The sequence below is a fragment of the Streptomyces avicenniae genome, from assembly GCF_000719135.1.
In the GTDB taxonomy this organism is placed as follows: Bacteria; Actinomycetota; Actinomycetes; order Streptomycetales; family Streptomycetaceae; genus Streptomyces; species Streptomyces avicenniae.
The window spans coordinates 137,030-154,934 of record NZ_JOEK01000001.1 but is presented as its reverse complement, the minus strand read 5'-3'; the positions used below and the strand labels follow the sequence as shown (position 1 = coordinate 154,934).

At 73.7% G+C, this 17,905-nt stretch carries 14 protein-coding genes; 6 read left to right on the top strand and 8 right to left on the bottom strand.

What is annotated here, in order from left to right; genetic code table 11:
• Nucleotides 1-316: 316 nt before the first annotated feature.
• A complete protein-coding gene (locus tag IF27_RS31755; protein ID WP_263053829.1) occupies nucleotides 317-451 on the bottom strand; it encodes a hypothetical protein in 135 nt (44 codons plus the stop codon).
• Between the two features lie 347 nt (nucleotides 452-798).
• Between IF27_RS31755 and IF27_RS00730 the strand changes: the two genes are divergently transcribed.
• Nucleotides 799-1,041 (top strand): DUF2277 family protein, encoded by a 243-nt coding sequence (locus tag IF27_RS00730; protein ID WP_052847862.1) that lies wholly within the window; start codon nucleotides 799-801, stop codon nucleotides 1,039-1,041.
• 75 nt (nucleotides 1,042-1,116) lie between these two features.
• On the opposite strand, the gene IF27_RS00725 is transcribed toward IF27_RS00730, so the two are convergent.
• Nucleotides 1,117-2,778 carry a DUF885 domain-containing protein gene (locus tag IF27_RS00725; protein WP_052847255.1) on the bottom strand — a complete coding sequence of 554 codons (1,662 nt, stop codon included), beginning with the start codon at nucleotides 2,776-2,778 and terminating at the stop codon, nucleotides 1,117-1,119.
• 42 nt (nucleotides 2,779-2,820) lie between these two features.
• Here IF27_RS00725 and IF27_RS00720 point away from each other — a divergent pair, with 42 nt between their 5' ends.
• The gene (locus IF27_RS00720; protein ID WP_223290856.1) at nucleotides 2,821-5,985 is read left to right on the top strand and encodes an ATP-binding protein; all 3,165 of its coding nucleotides are present in this window, start codon (nucleotides 2,821-2,823) and stop codon (nucleotides 5,983-5,985) included.
• Here IF27_RS00720 and IF27_RS00715 read toward each other — a convergent pair.
• Nucleotides 5,970-6,851 carry an ABC transporter permease gene (locus IF27_RS00715; RefSeq protein ID WP_110945405.1) on the bottom strand — a complete coding sequence of 294 codons (882 nt, stop codon included), beginning with the start codon at nucleotides 6,849-6,851 and terminating at the stop codon, nucleotides 5,970-5,972. The two genes, IF27_RS00720 and IF27_RS00715, sit on opposite strands and share 16 nt — an antisense overlap.
• On the bottom strand, nucleotides 6,848-7,834 hold the full coding sequence (locus IF27_RS00710; protein ID WP_052847254.1) for an ATP-binding cassette domain-containing protein: 987 nt from the start codon (nucleotides 7,832-7,834) through the stop codon (nucleotides 6,848-6,850). The genes IF27_RS00715 and IF27_RS00710 overlap by 4 nt, the downstream gene beginning before the upstream one ends.
• A 303-nt stretch (nucleotides 7,835-8,137) precedes the next feature.
• Here IF27_RS00710 and IF27_RS00705 point away from each other — a divergent pair, with 303 nt between their 5' ends.
• The gene (locus IF27_RS00705; RefSeq protein ID WP_190232745.1) at nucleotides 8,138-9,157 is read left to right on the top strand and encodes a hypothetical protein; all 1,020 of its coding nucleotides are present in this window, start codon (nucleotides 8,138-8,140) and stop codon (nucleotides 9,155-9,157) included.
• Nucleotides 9,158-9,169: 12 nt separating this feature from the next.
• Here IF27_RS00705 and IF27_RS00700 read toward each other — a convergent pair whose 3' ends face one another.
• A complete protein-coding gene (locus tag IF27_RS00700) occupies nucleotides 9,170-9,385 on the bottom strand; it encodes a hypothetical protein (protein ID WP_052847252.1) in 216 nt (71 codons plus the stop codon).
• 228 nt (nucleotides 9,386-9,613) lie between these two features.
• On the opposite strand from IF27_RS00700, the gene IF27_RS00695 reads away from it, so the two are divergent.
• A complete protein-coding gene (locus IF27_RS00695; protein WP_052847251.1) occupies nucleotides 9,614-10,150 on the top strand; it encodes a tellurite resistance TerB family protein in 537 nt (178 codons plus the stop codon).
• Between the two features lie 140 nt (nucleotides 10,151-10,290).
• Here the strand turns inward: IF27_RS00695 and aspS are convergent, their stop codons facing one another.
• Nucleotides 10,291-12,081 carry an aspartate--tRNA ligase gene (gene aspS / locus IF27_RS00690; protein WP_052847250.1) on the bottom strand — a complete coding sequence of 597 codons (1,791 nt, stop codon included), beginning with the start codon at nucleotides 12,079-12,081 and terminating at the stop codon, nucleotides 10,291-10,293.
• Between the two features lie 100 nt (nucleotides 12,082-12,181).
• Between aspS and IF27_RS00685 the strand changes: the two genes are divergently transcribed.
• Nucleotides 12,182-14,311, top strand: coding sequence for an ATP-binding SpoIIE family protein phosphatase (locus IF27_RS00685; RefSeq protein WP_052847249.1), 2,130 nt, complete (start codon nucleotides 12,182-12,184; stop codon nucleotides 14,309-14,311).
• Nucleotides 14,312-14,361: 50 nt separating this feature from the next.
• On the opposite strand, the gene IF27_RS00680 is transcribed toward IF27_RS00685, so the two are convergent.
• Together IF27_RS00680 and IF27_RS00675 are read right to left on the bottom strand one after the other, a co-directional pair.
• A complete protein-coding gene (locus IF27_RS00680) occupies nucleotides 14,362-15,315 on the bottom strand; it encodes a pirin family protein (RefSeq protein WP_052847248.1) in 954 nt (317 codons plus the stop codon).
• 102 nt (nucleotides 15,316-15,417) lie between these two features.
• Nucleotides 15,418-15,912, bottom strand: coding sequence for an SseB family protein (locus IF27_RS00675; RefSeq protein WP_052847247.1), 495 nt, complete (start codon nucleotides 15,910-15,912; stop codon nucleotides 15,418-15,420).
• Nucleotides 15,913-16,052: 140 nt separating this feature from the next.
• Here IF27_RS00675 and IF27_RS00670 point away from each other — a divergent pair, with 140 nt between their 5' ends.
• The gene (locus IF27_RS00670; RefSeq protein WP_052847246.1) at nucleotides 16,053-17,882 is read left to right on the top strand and encodes an acyl-CoA dehydrogenase; all 1,830 of its coding nucleotides are present in this window, start codon (nucleotides 16,053-16,055) and stop codon (nucleotides 17,880-17,882) included.
• Nucleotides 17,883-17,905 lie beyond the last annotated feature (23 nt).

Here is a 17,905-nt window from a genome sequence, read left to right as displayed (position 1 = left end):
ACAGGTCGCGCCGCAGTCGGGACACTGCTTGAGGGCCAGGGGGCGGCTCAGGACGGTCAGTTCGGTGGTCATAGCGGTATGTCCCCTTCTCACGTGCTCCGGGCGGCGGCGCGCCGGACCGGACGCGGACCACGGGTGACGCGCCGCCCGCGGCCCCGGCCCGGCACGCCACCGCCGATGCGTCGCCCGGACCCCGCCGACCGCTGTCACGGCGCCTCGTACCCAGCGACCGTACGGCCTCGGTCGGCCCGCGCGCCATCGCCCGGTCGCCGGGGAGGACCGGGAACGGACGTTCGCCGAGCGGCGAGCGAGTACATCAGCGGTACGCCGGGATGCCCGGCGGGGAAGGGCGTGACTCGTGCTCGTGCAGGAACTCAAGGCGCAGCCGCCTCGGCCCCCGGTCGAAGGAGTCGCCCGCCACGGCGCGCCCGTCGTCGGCCGGCGTCCCCATCGGCGGGTGGAACTCGGCGAGGTGCAGCCGCCCACCGTCCGCCAGCAGCCCGGCGACGACCTCCGCCCGGCGCGTGAGGTCGCCGGCCGGGCCAGGGCCCCGATGCCGGTGTAGACCACGTCGAAGCGCTCGCCCGCCGGCACGGCGGGGGCGTCGTAGACGTCGGCGCGGAAGCCCGGCAGGCCGTGAAAGGCGCCGACGGCGAGGACGGGGACCCGTCCGTCCCGGTTCCTCCGGTTGCGTTCCCGGCGCGGCGTGGCATCGCCCATGTGTTCGACCGTAGGGAACGTGTCACAAGGAAGCAGAAGGATTTCCGTAGGGTGGCGCGGAGGCGCAGACTGGACGTCATGTGCCGCAGCATCAAGACGCTCCGCCCGCCCGCGACGCCCGGCGTGACCGACGAGGACATTCGGGCGGCGGCCTTGCAGTACGTCCGCAAGGTGTCCGGCTTCCGGGCGCCGTCCGCGGCCAACGCGGCGGCGTTCGACGCCGCCGTCACCGCCGTCGCGGACGCGACCCGCACGCTGCTCGACGGGATCACCGTCCGTGGCGGCGGGAGCAGCGGCGGCACCACGACGCCGGACGCCTGACCGGCGACGCACGGGCGCCCGCCTCCGGGACAGGGAGGCGGGCGCCCGTGCGGTCGGCGCCGTCCGGCGCGCGCGTCAGCGCAGCCGCGCCAACTCGTCGGCCAGGTCGTCAAGGCCGAGGGAGCCGAGCGACAGCGCCGCCATGTGCCACGACTTGAGGTCGAACGACGCCCCCGCCGCCGTCCGCGCCGCCTCGCGCCCCGCGACCCACGCCCGCTCGCCCAGCTTGTAGCTGATCGCCTGCCCCGGCATGCCGAGGTAGCGGGTCAGCTCCGACGTGGTGTACCCGGCGTCGTGCCCGGTGTGCAGGGCGAAGAACCCGGCCGCCAGCTCGGGCGTCCACACCTCGCCCGGGTGGTACTCCTCCCCGGCCGGGACGCGCAGCCCGAGGTGCATGCCGATGTCGATGATGACGCGGACCGCGCGCAGCATCTGCCCCGACAGGTAGCCCATGCGGCGGGCCGGGTCGGTCAGGAACCCCAGCTCGTCCATGAGCCGCTCCGCGTACAGCGCCCACCCCTCGGTGGCCGCGCTGACGCCGCCGACGCTCACCTGGAAGCGCGACAGCCGGTCCTGGACGTGCACCCACTGCGCGAGCTGGAGGTGGTGCCCGGGGACGCCCTCGTGGTACCAGGTGGAGACCAGGTGCCAGACGGGGAAGCGCGTCGCGCCCTGCGTCGGCAGCCAGGTGCGGCCGGGGCGGGCGAAGTCGAGCGACGGGCGCGTGTAGTACGGGGCGGCGGCGCTGCCGGCCGGCGCGATCATCGCCTCGACGTGGCGGATCGGCGGGGCGAGGTCCACGTGCGTGCCGTCGAGCGCGTCGATGGCCTCGTCCATGAGGTTCTGGAGCCAGACGCGGATCGCCTCGACGCCCTCGACGGCCTCGCCGTCGCGCTCCAGGTGCTCAAGCGTCGCGGCGACGCCCGCGCCGGGGAGGATCTCCTCGGCGACCCGGCGCATCTCGGCGCGCAGGCGGTGGAACTCGTCCCAGCCGAAGGCGTACGCGTCCTCCAGGTCGAGGTCCGCGCCGGTCCACAGGCGGGCGCCGGTGAGGTAGCGCTCGCGGCCGACGGCGTCCGGCGTGCCGACGCTCTTCGGCAGGTACGTGTCGCGCAGATAGGCGCGCAGGCCCACCAGGGCCTCGGTGGCGGCGGTGGCGCCCGCGTCGAGGTCGGCGCGCAGCGCGTCGGGGCCCGCGGTGGTGAAGTCGCGGTACCAGTCGGCGGCGAGCCAGTCGTCGAGCTGGGCGGCGACGGTCTCGACCTGGCGGGGCGCGGCGGTGAGGCCGCGCGCGAGGCCCGCGTCGAGGGAGGCGGTGTAACCGGCGAGGGCGCCGGGGACGTTGCCCAGCCGACGCGCGATGACGGCCCAGTCGTCGTCGGTGGCGGTCGGCATGAGGAGGAAGACGGACCGGATCTGCTGTACGGGGGAGAAGAGGTTCGAGACGTTCCGGAGGGTCTCGCCGGTCGTGTCGAGCGCGAGGCGCGCGGTGAGGCGTTCGCGGAGCAGGCGGGCGGCGCGGCGCTCGACGTCGGGCAGGCCGTCGGTGTCCACGGCGTCGAGGCGGGAGAGCGTGGCGCGCTGCGCGTCGGCGACGGCGGCGAGGCCGTCGGGCGAGACGTCGGGCAGCGCGGCCACGCCGGGCCGGATGCCCAGCTGGGTGCCGACCAGGGGGTCGAGGTCGGCGAGGGTTTCCACGTAGGTGTCCGCGATATCACGGGGGGATGAGTCGTGCATTGTGCCATCCTCGTACAGCGGATGGCGCAAGGGAAGGAACACGTGTTCGACCAGTTGATCGGCCGGGAACACGCGGCGGGGGTGCTGGGCGCCGAGATCGGCCGCGCCGTCACGGGACGCGGCGGGCTGGTGCTCGTCACCGGCGAGCCGGGGATCGGGAAGACGTCCCTCGTGGCGAACGCCGCCGAGGAGGCCAGGTCACGCGGGGTGCTGGTGCTCGGCGGCTCCTGCTGGGACTCCGACAACGCGCCGGGCTACTGGCCCTGGGTGCAGGTGCTGCGCGCGCTGCGCAGGGCGGACGGCGGGGCGGCGCCCTGGCCGCCCGCGGCGGCGGCGCTGCTGGCGGGCGGCACCGGCAGCGGCGGCGGGGAGGCCGGGGCACGCCCGGCCGGTGAGTCGTTCGAGCTGTACGACGCGGTGACGACGACGCTGGTGGACGCCTCCCACGCACGCCCGGTGATGGTCGTGCTGGACGACCTGCACTGGGCCGACCCCGCGTCCCTGCGGCTGCTCGCGTTCGCCGTGCAGCACACCGGCTTCGAGCGGCTGCTGCTCGTCGGGACCTACCGCGACGCCGAGATGGAGACACCGGGCCACCCCGCGCGCGACCTGCTGCCGCCGCTGCTCGGCCGGGCGACGACCGTCAGCCTCGGCGGGCTCGCGCCGGACGGCGTGGCCGCGCTGATCGAACGGACGGCGGGCCGTCCGCCGGACCAGGACGCCGCCGCCGAGGTGCACAGGCGCACCGGCGGCAACCCGTTCTTCGTCGAGCAGGCCGCGCGGCTGTGGCACAGCGGCGGGCAGATCACCGCCGTGCCGCCCGGCGTGCGGGACACCGTACGGCGGCGCCTCGCGCTCCTGCCGCCCGAGGTCGCCACGCTGCTGAAGCGGGCCGCCGTGCTCGGACGCGGCTTCCACCGGCAGGTGCTCGCCGTGGCGGCCGGGCTGCCGGGCACCGAGGTGGACCTGCTGCTGGCGACGGCGGTGGCCGCGCGGCTGGTCACGACGCCCGACGAGACGGTGGAGGGCGTCTTCCTCTTCGCCCACGACCTCGTGCGCGAGACGCTCTACGCGTCGCTCGACGAGCCCGCGCGCCGCCGCGCCCACGCGTCCGTCGTCCAGGCCCTGCACGACGCGCCGAGCCTGGCCGACCGCGTCCCGCCCTCCGACCTGGCGCGCCACACCCACCTGGCCGGGGACGAGATCACCCCCGCCCGCGCCCTGGGCCTGCTCCTGGCCGCCGCCGAGGACGCGACGGGCCGCATGGCGTACGAGGAGGCCGTCGGCCACCGCCGCCGCGCGTACGCGACCGCCACCGCCGTCGGCCCGCGCGACCGGCTGCTCGCCGGGGTGAACCTGGCGGTCGAGCTGGACATGATCGGCGACGGCGCGGAGGCGTGGCGTGTGCTCGCCGAGGTCGGCGCGCTCGCCAGGGAGCTGGGCGACCCCGACCTCATGGCGCGCGTCGCCGTGGCCGTCGAATGGGGCGCGGGCCACGGCCGGCGCGACGCCGGACGCTCCGCCCTGCGCGCCGAACTGCTCGTGGCGGCGCACCGGTCCCTCGGTCACGACCAGCCGCCGGTGGCGCCCGACGACCACGCGACGCTCCGGCGCCTCGCCAGCGACCTGAGCGTCCGCACGGCGGTCCGCGCCCGGCGCGGCGGGAACGACGAGGCACTGGGCTTCAGCCTGCGCTCCCGCCACGACGCCGTGTGGGGCCCGGGCACGGCGGCCGAACGCGTCGCGCTCACCGAGGAGATGATCGCCGTCGCCCGGCGCACGGCGGACCAGGACCTCGAACACTTCAGCATGTCCCTGCGCTGGGTGGCCCTCCTGGAGAACGGCGACCCGGCCTACGTGGCGCAGCTCGCCGACTTCATCCGCGCCGCGCGGCGGGCCAAGGTCCCGCGTTTCCTGCTGGGCGCGCAGGTGGACGAGTGCGTCGTCGCCATCTTCCAGGGCCGCTTCGAGGAGGCCGAGAAGTGCCGCCGCCAGGTGGCGGACGGCGGCTCCTTCGGGACGATCAGCCCCCCGGACTCCGAGCTGCGCGGCTACCTGGAGCATCTGCGCTGGTCCCAGCTGCTGGCGCGCGGCGCGTACGAGGAACTGGAGGAGTTGCACCGCGCGGCCGGGCGTGAGTGGACGCACCCCTGCGCCGATCTGCTGGAGGGCATCACGGCCGCGCGGCGCGGCGACGTACGGACCGCCGTGCGGCTGTGCGACGCGGCCGAGGCGCGCGACGACCACGCGCGCCATGCCCAGGCGCTGCGCCTGCGGCTCCAGGCGGCGACGGCCGCCGCCACGCGCGACCCCGCCCGCTGCGCCCGCGCCAGGGCGCTGCTCGCCCCGCTGCTGGGCACGTGGGCGGTGGCGCTGTACGGCTTCGACCTGGGCGGCCCGATCACCCTGTGGTCGGCGCAGCTGGACGCCGCCGAGGAGCGGTGGGACGACGCGATCGGCGGTTTCACGGCCGCCGCCGGTTCCGCCGACACGATGGGCGCGCGGCCCTGGGCCGTCGAGGCGCGGGCCGGTCTCGCGGCGGCCCTGGCGGCGCGCGGCGCGCCGGGGGACGCGGAGGCCGCCGCCGCGCTGCGCGTCGAGGTGGCGCGGGACGCGGCCGAGCTGGGCATGCGGCACATCGCCGCCGAGGTGACGCAGGGCCGCCCGGCCGGGCCCGACGCGGAGTTCCGCTCGGACGGCCAGGTGTGGACGCTGCGGTACGCGGGCCGCACCGTCCGGCTGCCCGACGCGAAGGGGCTGCGCGACCTGCGGACGCTCCTGGCCAACCCGGGCCGCGAGATCCCGGCGCTCCAGCTCCTCGACCCGGCCGCCGGGGACCGTCCGACGCACGGCGCGGACCCGGTCCTGGACGACGAGGGCCGCGCCCGCTACCGGCGTCGGCTCGACGCGCTGGACGCCGAGCTGGACCTGGCGGCGGGCGACGCGGCCCGTACCGCCGCGCTGGACGGTGAACGGGCCGCGCTGCTTGGCGAGTTGCGCGCGGCGGCCGGGCTCGGGGGCCGCGCCAGGCTGCTGGGCGACGAGGCGGAGCGGGCGCGGAAGACCGTCACGGCGCGCATCCGTGACAGTCTCCGGCGCCTCGACGCCCACCACCCCGAGCTGGCGGCGCACCTGCGCGCCACCGTGACGACCGGCCTGCTGTGCGCGTACCGGCCGCCGGACGGCACGGCTCACTTCCGGTTGTAGAGCCGCATGGTGATCGTGCCGAAGACGGCGATCAGCAGGGCGCCCGCGACGAGGACCCAGGTGATCTGACCCAGCTCCGCGTCCCCGTCCATCAGGCCGCGCACGGCCGCCACCAGACGCGTCACCGGGCTGACGTCCACGCACGCCTCCAGCCAGCCGGGCATGGTCTCCGGCTCGACCAGGATGTTGCTGAGGAACGTCAGCGGCATCAGCACCATCATGCTCACCCCCATGACGGACTTCTCGGAGCGCAGCAGCAGGCCGAACATCGTCCAGACCCAGGAGAAGGCGAACGAGAAGCCGACCAGCAGCAGGATCGCCGCCGCGGTGCCGAGCACGCCGCCGTCCGGCCGGTAGCCGAGGACGAGGCCGACGCACAGGATGACGACGGACGCCAGGGCGTAGCGGAAGAGGTCGCCCAGCAGGTAGCCGACCATGGCGGCCGGGCGCCAGACCGGCAGGGTCCTGAAGCGGTCGAAGACGCCCTTGTCGATGTCCGTCTTGACGGCGATGCCGGTGTACATCGTCGTCATGACGACGCTCATCACCATGATCCCCGGCAGCAGGTACTGGAGGTACTCGCTGGTCGAGCCCGCCAGGGCGCCGCCGAAGAGGTAGGTGAACATCAGCGTCATCATGATCGGGAAGACCGTGACGTCGAACAGCTGCTCGGGCACGTGCTTGATCTTCAGCATGGCGCGCCAGCCGAACGCGAGCGACGCCGCGAGGGGGCTCGGGCGGGGCGGGCGCGGGCTGTCGAGCAGCGCGGCCAGGGCGACGCCGCTCGGGGTGTAGGCGTCCTCCTCCTCGGTGCCCTTGGTGACCTCGACGGTCCCGGGACCAGGCGTGCTTTCCGTGATGCTCATATGACGGCCTCCTGCCGCTGCTCGTCGTCCGTCAGGGCGAGGAAGACCTCGTCCAGGGTGGGCTGGCCCAGCGAGAAGTCGTCCACGGTGATGCCGAGCACGGCCAGTTCCGCGAGGGCGCGGGAGGCCAGCTCGGCCGGTCCCGTCCCGCCGTCCGCCATGACGCGGGCGGTGAGGGTGACCGGGTCGTTCCCCGGCTGCACCGGGACGTCCAGCACGGCGGCGAGGACGCTCCTGGCCTCCTCGCGGCGGTCCGCGTCCCGCAGCCGCACCTGCACGGAGCCCGCGCCGACCGACGACTTGAGCTGCCCTGGGGTGCCCTCGGCGATGACGCGGCCCCGGTCGATGACGGCGATACGGCCCGCGAGCCGGTCGGCCTCGTCCAGGTACTGCGTGGTGAGCAGCACGGTGGTGCCCAGCTCGACGACGGTGCGCACGATGTCCCACACCTGGTTGCGGCTGCGCGGGTCGAGCCCGGTCGTGGGCTCGTCGAGGAAGAGCAGGTCGGGGGTGTTCAGGATGCTCGCGGCGATGTCGAGCCGCCGCCGCATGCCGCCCGAGTACGCCTTGGCCTGCTTGCCCGCCGCCTCGGCGAGGCCGAACGCGTCGAGCAGCTGCCCGGCGCGCGTCCTGGCCGCCGGCTTGCCGTGGCCGAGCAGCCTGGCGAGGAGCACGAGGTTCTCCTCGCCGGTCAGGTCCTCGTCCACCGACGCGTACTGGCCGGTGAGGCTGACGCGGGCGCGGACGGCGTCCGCCTCGCGCACGACGTCGTGCCCGAACACGCGGGCCTCGCCGCCGTCGGGCCGCGTGAGGGTGGCGAGCATCCGCACCGCCGTGGTCTTGCCCGCCCCGTTCGGCCCGAGCACGCCGTAGACCATCCCCGACGGCACGGAGAGATCTATGCCGTCCACGGCGCGTTTGTCGCCGAACGTCTTGACCAGCCCGACGGTCTCGATCGCCGGCCCGCCCCTGGGTTCACTCATCGGTGTGTCCTGCCTGTTCCTTCGTCGGTTGTCCGGTCCTTCGCCATGAGGACCCGGGGGGCGGGCGGAACTCATCGGTTTCCGGCCGGTCCGCCGCTCCCCTCATGAAGAAGGCGCGACATCCGGTCAGGCGCCCGCTGGATCGGGTCCAGCGGCGGCGGCGGGAACCGCCGGGCGGTCGCGAGGCGTGCAGGGATACGGACGATCCGTGAGAACACGCGAGCGGCCCGGGGGGGCCGGTGGGGGGGCGGCCGTATGGCCGGACGGCTTGATGCGGACGCGCGGCACAGACGCAGACGCAGCGTGTGGGGACGAGCGGTCGGCGGCCTGGTGCTGCTCGTGGCCGTGGGGTGTCTCCTCGTCCCGCTGCCCCGGGAGATGGCCTCCGAGCGCGCCTACGGCTTCGCGTCCGCGTGCGATCCCGGGCTGTGGCTCGACAGCTGCGTGGGCGTCACCGAGGGGTCGGTGGCGGTCCGCGACGCGGAGCGGGACGACGGCTACTGGCTGACCCTCGTGGACCTGCGGACCAAGGCCAGGTACGACGTCGAGATGTCCGGCCGGGGGCCGGTGTGGGAGGTGGTCAGGCGGGGGGACCGCGTCACGCTGCTGTACTGGCGGAGCGAGATCCGCGCCGTGGGGTTCGACGAGGCCCGCCAGGACGTGGCGGGTGCTCCCCCGGAGTACTGGCTGCTGGCCGGGGTCCACGCGGGCGCCCTGGCCCCCGCCGCTGTGTATCTCCTGTGGGCGGCGTGGTGGGTGGGCCGCCGGTACCGGGCGGACATGCTCGCGCGTCCCTGGCAGGTCAGGGCGGCGAGGCACGCGTGCGTGGCGCTGATGTGGGTCGGTGGTTCCTGCGGGCTGGCGGCCGGATCGGTGGCCTTCGTCTTCCTGATCCCGGCGGCGGCGCTGCCGGTCGTGGCCGTCGCCGCGCTCGTGGCCCGATGGCGGCAGCGGCGGTTCGTGGGGAAGGTGGCCGCGGTCGTCCCCGAACGCCCGGCGCGGCGGGCGGTGCTGCGCGTGAGGGTGCACGGCGACGTCCCCGGTGTCGTGAACGGCTCCGGTTTCCTCGTGACGGGCGGGAGGACGTCCGCCACCCGGCAGGACCCCGCCGCCCTTCCGGGACTGCTGTCGCCGACGCTGACGGCGGTACGTGTCCGCCCGGTCCTGCGCGACGATCCGCCGGGCCTCGTAGGGCCGTTCGCGAAGAGCGGCGTCGTCATCGAGTGCCGGGACGGCGACACGCCCGTCCTCCTCGCGACACGGCTGCGCGACGCCCCTGTGGTCCTGGGCGCCCTGCCGGGGGCCGTTCCGGCCATGCGGTGACGCGGGGGCCTCTCAGCCGTGGAGCGGCCATACGTCGGGGCCGCCGCCGCGCCACTCGATGAGCGTGGGGTCGTCGAGCCGTATGTCGTCCGGGTCGAGCCCGGCGCGGCGCAGGAACTCGACCAGCTCGGCCGGGGAGCGCGCGAGCCCCAGGTCCTCGCCGCCCGCGCGGACGCGGCGGCCACCGGGGGAGGGCGGCTGGACGACGATGCGTGCGAGCGGTGCCATGCCTCCAGCGTGCGGCATCGCCCGTTCTTCGGCAGCCGGGCGGCCCCGCGGGCGGCGGCCCGCCACGGCGGCGGACACGGTGCGTGAGCGCCGGGCCGGGGTGCCGACCGCGGCCGACGGACGCCACCCGCGCGGCACTTCACCCCAACGGGTCACACCTCACCGGAACCCACTGCGGTCCGTGACCGTTGAGCGAGCGAGGACACCGGATGCGGGAGGCGCGGGACGATGGCGATGTGGGACAAGCTCAAGGGCGCGGCGGCGGGACGGACCGGCAGCGGCACGGGGCACGGCGCGCCGCACGGCGCGGGGAAGAGCGGCGGCACCAAGACCGCGATCATCGGGGCGCTGAAGTCGCAGCTCAGCGGCATGAAGACGGAGCTGAAGAGCGGCGGCTACCGTGACGCGAGCATGGCGATGTGTGCGCTCGTCGCCGCGGCGGACGGATCGGTCGATCCCGCCGAGCGGCAGAACGTGGAGCAGATGATCCTGACCAACGACGTGCTCCAGAACTTCCCGGCCGACCAGCTGCGCCAGCGGTTCAACAAGCACGTGGACCACCTGGTGCGCAGCTTCGTCACCGGGAAGGCCGAGGCGATGCAGGAGATCGCGAAGGTCGCGAAGAAGCCGACGGAGGCGCGCGCCGTGATCCAGACGGGCATGGTCGTCGCCGGTGCGGACGGGTACTTCGCGCAGGCCGAGGCCCAGGTGATCCGCGAGGCGTGCGCGGCCCTCGGACTGAACCCCACGGAGTTCGGTCTGTAGTCCGCGGTCCCCCCGCCCGGCCGTCGGCGTGGGTGCGCGCCCCTGGTTCGCCATCGCCGGGGAGCGGCGGCCGCGGTGCGGGGTGGCCGTGTGCGTCACGCCGGGCCCGGGGGCGGGCCCGGCGTGACGGTCGGCGCGGGTCAGGACTGCTTCTGCTGCGCCTTCGCGGAGGGGCGCAGGGACAGGTGCAGCTCCCGCAGCCGCGCCTCGTCCACCGCGCTGGGGGCCCCCATCAGGAGGTCCTGCGCGTTGCCGTTGAGCGGGAACGCGATGGTCTCGCGGATGTTCGGCTCGTCCGCGAGCAGCATGACGATGCGGTCCACGCCCGGCGCGATGCCGCCGTGCGGCGGGGCGCCGAAGTGGAACGCGCGGAGCATCCCGCCGAACTCGCGCTCGACCTCCTCGCGGCTGTAGCCCGCGATCTCGAACGCGCGGTACATGATCTCCGGCTCGTGGTTCCTGATCGCGCCCGAGGACAGCTCGGTGCCGTTGCAGACGATGTCGTACTGCCAGGCGAGGACGTCCAGCGGGTCCTTGCCCTCCAGCGCCTCGATGCCGCCCTGCGGCATGGAGAACGGGTTGTGCGAGAACTCGATCGCGCCGGTGTCCTCGTTCCGCTCGAACATGGGGAAGTCCACGATCCAGCAGAACCGGAAGACGTTCTCCTCGAAGTGCCCCGCCCGGCGGGCGGCCTCGACGCGCACCGCGCCCATGATCTTCGAGACCTCGTCGAACTCGCCCGCGCCGAAGAACACGGCCGTGCCTGGGCCCGCGTCCAGCGCGGTGAGCAGCGCGGCGGTGTCGTCCTCGGTGAGGAACTTGGCGATCGGCCCGGTCAGCGTCCGGTCCTCGCCGACCCGCACCCAGGCCAGGCCCTTGGCGCCCAGGCTCGTCGCGAACTCGCCGAGCTGGTCGAAGAACTTCCGCGGCTGCGCCGCCGTGTCCGGCACCGCGAGAGCCCGCACGTGCTTGTCCGCGAACGCCTTGAACCCGGAGCCCGCGAAGATCTCCGAGACGTCGGTCAGCTCCAGCCTGGCCCGCAGGTCCGGCTTGTCGGAGCCGTACCTGAGCATGGCCTCACGGAACGGGATGCGCGGGAACGGCGAGGTGACGTGCCGTCCGCCGCCGAACTCCACGAACAGCTCGGTCATCACCTTCTCGATGACGCCGAAGACGTCCTCCTGCTCGACGAAGCTCATCTCGACGTCGAGCTGGTAGAACTCGCCGGGCGACCGGTCGGCGCGCGCGTCCTCGTCCCGGAAACAGGGCGCGATCTGGAAGTAGCGGTCGAAGCCCGCGATCATCAGCAGCTGCTTGAACTGCTGCGGCGCCTGCGGCAGCGCGTAGAAGGTGCCGGGGTGCAGCCTTGAGGGCACCAGGAAGTCACGCGCGCCCTCGGGCGAGGTGGCGGACAGGATCGGCGTCGTCAGCTCGTTGAACCCCTGCGCCGTCATCTTCTGCCGGATGGCGGAGATGACGGCGGAGCGCAGCATGATGTTGCGGTGCATGCGCTCGCGGCGCAGGTCCAGGAAGCGGTACTCCAGGCGCCGCTCCTCCCCCACGCCGTCGTCCGCGTTGATGGTGAACGGGATCTGGTCCGCCGCGCCGAGCACCTCGACCTCGGTGACCTCGATCTCGATCTCGCCGGTGGCCAGCTCCGGGTTCACGTTCTCCGCGCCGCGCCCGACGACCGCGCCGTCCACCCGCACGACGCTCTCCTTGGACAGCGAGCCGAGCCGCTCGTTGACCGCCGCGTAGCCCGCCGAGCCGGGGCGGACGACGAGCTGGACGATGCCGTGGTGGTCGCGGAGGTCGATGAAGAGGATGCCGCCCAGGTTCCGGCGATTGTGCAGCCAGCCCGACAGCCTGACGTCCTGGCCGATGTCCGTCGAGCGCAGCTCGCCGCAGGTGTGGGACCGGTACCGATGCATCGTTCGTCCAAAGTCGTAGGCGGGGCGGGGGACGGCTCCTCAGACTACCGGCCCACCTTCGCTCGCCGCTTCGGCGGAAAAGTGCATAAAGTGAGGCATTATGCGCACCGAGGATGTGCTGGCGTCCGCCGAGGTCGGCACCTGGAGCTGGGACGACAACCGTCGTCTGCTGACCCTTGACGGCACGGCCGCGGGGCTCGTCGGACTCGGCGCCGAACCCATCACGCTGTCGGAGGCGGCGATCCGCTCGCGGACGCCCGTCCAGGACTACATCGGCCTCCAGCGCGTCTTCGCGATGGCGGAGGCCGAGGCGCGGATCGCCGAGGCCGAGTTCCGTCTCGTGACGGAGGACGGCGAGGTGCTGCGGACGCTGCGCCTGCGCGTGGGCATCCCGACGCGGCGGCCCGACGAGCAGGAGGGCGGCGGCGGGACGGTGGGCGGACCGGTCGGGACGGTCGTGCGTGTGGAGCGCAACGAGGGGGCCGTCCACGGGGAGGGGCAGGAGGACGGCCAGCGGATGGCCGCCGAGGACTGGGACTGGCGGCGGGCGCGCGAGGCGTTCCTGCTGGACGCCGGGCAGGCCCTGTCGGAGGCGCACAGCACGACCGAGGCGCTGCGGACCGCCGCGTCCCTGGCGATGCCGGGCTTCTCCCCCGACGGGATCGCGGTCTTCACCCGGGAGGGCGACCGGATCTGGCTGGCCGAGTACCACGGCACCCCGCTCGACACCGCCGGTTTCGGCTTCCCGCTGCCGCTGACCAGCCCGTACCCGGGCGCCGAGGCCATGCGCACCGGCCGGGCCGTCTACATCGCGACGCCGGAGGAGTACGAGGAGAAGTACCCGGACTTCTGGCCGGTGGTGAGCGCCTACGACCACGAGTCGTGGGCCTACCTGCCGCTGGTCGTCGCCGGTCGGATCATCGGCGTGTGGCTGGTGGCGTTCTCCTCGCACGTCGCGTTCACGATCGACGACCGGGCGATGCTCTCCACCCTGGCGCGGCTGCTCGCACAGGCCCTGTCGCGCACGTTCCTCCAGGACACCGAGCGCGAGCTGACCGCCGACCTCCAGCACACGATGGGCCCGGGACCCACCCCCGTCGTGCCCGGCGTGCTGGTCGCCGCGCGCTACGTGCCGACCGGCGGCGGGCTCCAGGTGGGCGGCGACTGGTACGACGTCATCCCGCTGCCCGACGGCGGCGTGGCCCTCGTCATCGGCGACGTGCAGGGCCACGACGTGCGGGCGGCGGCCGTGATGGCGCAGCTACGGATCGCCGTGCGCGCGTACGCCTCCGAGGGCCACCGGCCGGACGCCGTGCTGAGCCGCGCCGCGCGTTTCCTCTCCGGCCTGGAGAACGCGCGCGACGACCCGCGCTTCGCCACCTGCCTGTACGTCCAGGTCGATCCGCCGACCGGGACGCTGGACATCGTGCGCGCCGGGCACCCCGACCCGGCGATGATCTTCGAGGACGGCACGCTGGTGACGCGCCCCACCGCGGGCGGCCTGCCGCTCGGCGTCGCCCAGGAGGACGACTACCCGACGACGCGGCTCGTCCTCCAGCCGGGCGAGACGCTGGTGCTCGTCACGGACGGGCTGGTCGAGACGGGCCACCACGACCTCGACACCGGCTGGGCGCGGCTGGCGAAGGCCGTCCGGGGGCTGCGCGGGATACACCTGGAGGACCTGGCGGACACGCTCGTGGACACGGTGCAGGGGCCGCCGTCGCCCGGTCAGGTCGGCGTGGACAAGAACGACGACCGGGACGACATGGCGCTCCTGCTGCTGCGGCGGCGCGCGGCGGAGCGCCGCGAGGACACCGGCGAGCCCGTGCGCCGGGTGGTGCTGACGGTCGAGCAGGACGAGCCCGCGCGGATCTCGCAGGGGCGCCGCCAGGTGTCCGAGCTGCTGCGCGACTGGACCGACCCCGAGCGGGTCTTCGGGGCGGTGCTGATGCTGTCGGAGATCACGACGAACGTCCTCAAGCACACGGACGGCGACGCGCTGCTCGTCGCGGAGCTGAGCGGGCGGACCGGCGAGCGGCTGCTGCGCGTCGAGGTGAGCGACCCGAGCGACCAGCTGCCGCACCTGCGCGACCCCGGCGAGCTGGCGACGACGGGCCGTGGCCTCCAGCTGATGGAGTCGCTGGCCGACGCGTGGGGCTGCCAGCCGCGCGGCATGGGGAAGACGACGTGGTTCGAGCTGCGCGAGGGACCGGCGAGCGCGGGCTCGTGAGCCGGGCGCGGGCACCGGGCCGTCCGGTGTCCGCGCCCGTGCGCCTCGGCTCAGAGGTGGTCGGCGGGAATCCGGCCGAGCCGCCCGGCCTGGAAGTCGTCGAACGCCTGCGTCAGTTCGGCGTGGCTGTTCATGACGAACGGGCCGTAGTGCGCGAAGGGCTCCCGGATCGGCAGGCCGCCGAGGAGGATGACGTCGAGCGAGGGCGTGTGACCGTCCTGCCGCTCGTCGGCGCGCACGGTGACGGTGTCGCCCTCGCCGAAGACCACGGCCTGGCCCAGCTCGACCGGCCGCCGCCCGGCGCCCGCGCTGCCGCGCCCGGCCAGGACGTACGCGAGCGCGTTGAAGTCGCGGCGCCAGGGCAGCGTCAGCTCGGCGCCAGGCGCGACCGTCGCGTGGACCAGGGTGATCGGGGTGTGGGTGACGCCCGGCCCCGCGTGACCGTCCAGCTCGCCCGCGATGAGGCGGACGAGGGCGCCGCCGTCCGACGAGGTGAGCAGCTGCACGTGGGTGCCGCCGATGTCCTGGTAGCGGGGGGTGGTCATCTTGTCGGCGGCGGGCAGGTTCACCCACAGCTGGATGCCGTGGAACAGGCCGCCCGAGACGACGAGCGACTCCGGCGGGGCCTCGATGTGGAGCAGCCCGGAGCCCGCCGTCATCCACTGGGTGTCGCCGTCGTTGATGACGCCGCCGCCGCCCTCGGAGTCGCGGTGGACGAAGGTGCCGTCGAGCAGGTAGGTCACCGTCTCGAAGCCCCGGTGCGGGTGCCATGGCGTGCCCTTCGGCTCACCAGGCGCGTACTCGACCTCGCCCATCTGGTCCATGAGGATGAACGGGTCGAGGTGGCGCTGGTGGATCCCGGCGAAGGCCCGGCGGACCGGGAAGCCCTCGCCCTCGAAACCGGCGGGCGCCGTGGCGACGGCGCGCACGGGGCGGGCGGTGGCGTCGGCGGGGGCCGTGACGCGCGGCAGGGTGAGCGGGTTCTCCACGGTGATCGCGGGCATGGGGACCTCCTGGGTGACTGCCCACAGAATAGTTGAACGGTGAACATCCGTCGAGGGTCCGCGCATTCCCGTGCCCGGATCGGCCGGGCGACGGCGCGCGCCTCAGCCGTACATGCGGCGCATCGTGTAGTCCACCATCTCCTCGACCGACTCCGCGTCCAGCACGAGCCGGTGCTCGCCCTCCATGTCGAGCGCGAAGCCGTACCCGGTCGGCAGCAGGTCCAGGACCTCGCCGCCCGTGACCGTGAAGTAGCGCGACTCCTTGCCCGCGTAGCGCCGCAGCTCCTTGAGCGACGAGAACAGGGGGATGACCGGCTGCTGCGTCGTGTGCAGCGCGAGGAAGCCGGGGTTCTCGCCGCGCGGGCAGTAGATCTTGGCGCCGAGGAAGAGGTCGTGGAACTCCTCGCTCGACATGGCGCCCGAGGTGTACGCGCGCAGGGCGTCGGCGAGCGACGGCGGGGCGGGCGGAGCGGCGGGACCTGCGGGCTGCTGCTGCTCCGGATAGAGCTGCTGACCCCCGTACCCGGCGAGCGGCTGCTGCTCCCCGTAGGGCTGCTGCTGGCCCTGATAGGCCGACTGGTTGTCGTAGCCGTACATGCCGGTAAGAGTACTGACCCACACTTGACTCGTTTCCGCTTGCTTCTTATTACCGGCGGGTAGCACTATGGGTGTTACCTGCCGGTACGAAAGCCCGGCCGCCGCACGCGCACCGCACCGACATCTACGGAGTCGCCGCCATGGGTCACTACAAGTCGAATCTCCGCGACATCGAGTTCAACCTGTTCGAGGTCCTGGGCCGCGAGACGGTGTACGGCACCGGGCCGTTCCAGGAGACCGACCCCGACACCGCCCGGAGCATGCTGGCGGAGATCGCCCGCCTCGCCGAGAACGAGCTGGCCGCCTCGTACGTCGAGGGCGACCGCACACCCCCCGTCTTCGACCCGGAGACGCACACGGCGCCGCTGCCCGAGTCGTTCAGGAAGAGCTACCGCGCCTACATGGACGCGGAGTGGTGGCGGCTCAGCATCGGCGAGGAACTGGGCGGGCTGACGGCGCCGCGTTCCCTCGTCTGGGCGGCGGGCGAGAACATCCTCGGCTCCAACCCGGCGATCTGGATGTACGGCTCAGGCCCGACCTTCGGCCGCGTCCTGTACGACGAGGGCACCGAGGAGCAGGGCAAGATCGCGCAGCTCATGGTGGACAAGGGCTGGGCCTCCACCATGGTGCTCACCGAGCCGGACGCGGGCTCCGACGTCGGCGCGGGCCGCGCGAAGGCCCTGCCGCAGCCGGACGGCTCCTGGCACATCGAGGGCGTGAAGCGCTTCATCACCTCGGGCGAGCACGACCTCTCCGACAACATCATCCACTTCGTGCTGGCACGCCCCGAGGGCCACGGCAGCGGCACCAAGGGCCTGTCGCTGTTCATCGTCCCGAAGTACGACTTCGACTGGGACAGCGGCGAGCTGGGCGGGCGCAACGGCGTCTACGCCACCAACGTCGAGCACAAGATGGGCCTCAAGATCTCCAACACCTGCGAGCTGACGTTCGGCGCCCACGGCACCCCGGCGCGCGGCTGGCTGCTCGGCGAGAAACACGACGGCATCCGGCAGATGTTCAAGATCATCGAGTTCGCCCGCATGATGGTCGGCACCAAGGCCATCGCCACGCTGTCCACCGGCTACCTCAACGCGCTGGAGTACGCCAAGGAGCGCGTGCAGGGCCCCGACCTGACGCAGTTCGCCGACAAGAGCGCGCCGCGCGTCACCATCACGCACCACCCGGACGTCCGCCGCTCCCTCATGACGCAGAAGGCGTACGCCGAGGGCATGCGCGCGCTCGTCCTCTACACCGCGTGCGTGCAGGACGCGATCCTCGTCAAGGAGTCGGCAGGTGAGGACGCCTCGGCCGACGAGGCGCTGAACGACCTGCTGCTGCCCGTGCTCAAGGGCTACGGCTCGGAGCGCTCCTACCAGCAGCTCGCCGAGTCGCTCCAGACGCTGGGCGGCTCCGGGTACCTCCAGGAGTACCCGATCGAGCAGTACATCAGGGACGCCAAGATCGACACGCTGTACGAGGGCACGACGGCGATCCAGGGCCAGGACTTCTTCTTCCGCAAGATCGTCCGCAACCAGGGCGTGGCGCTGACGTCGCTGGCCGAGGAGATCAAGAAGTTCCTGGCCGAGGCGCAGGGCGGCGCCGAGCTGGCGGGCGCGCGGGAGCAGCTGACGCGTGCGGTCGGCGAGCTGGAGCGCCTGGTGGGCGTGCTGCTGACGGACCTGGCAGGCACGGAGAAGGACGTCCGCTCCCTCTACAAGGTGGGGCTGAACACGACGCCGTTCCTCATGGCGGCGGGCGACGTCGTCGTCAGCTACCTGCTGCTGCGCGGCGCGGCGGTGGCGGCGGCGAAGCTGCCGGGCGCGAGCACGAAGGACCAGCCGTTCTACGCGGGCAAGATCGCCGCCGCGCGGCACTTCGCGGCGACCGTCCTGCCGAACGTCGCGCTGGCCCGCGAGGCGGCGGAGCGCACCGACCTGTCGCTGATGGACCTGGACGAAGCGGCCTTCTGATGGCGGCGGGCGGGCGGGGTCCA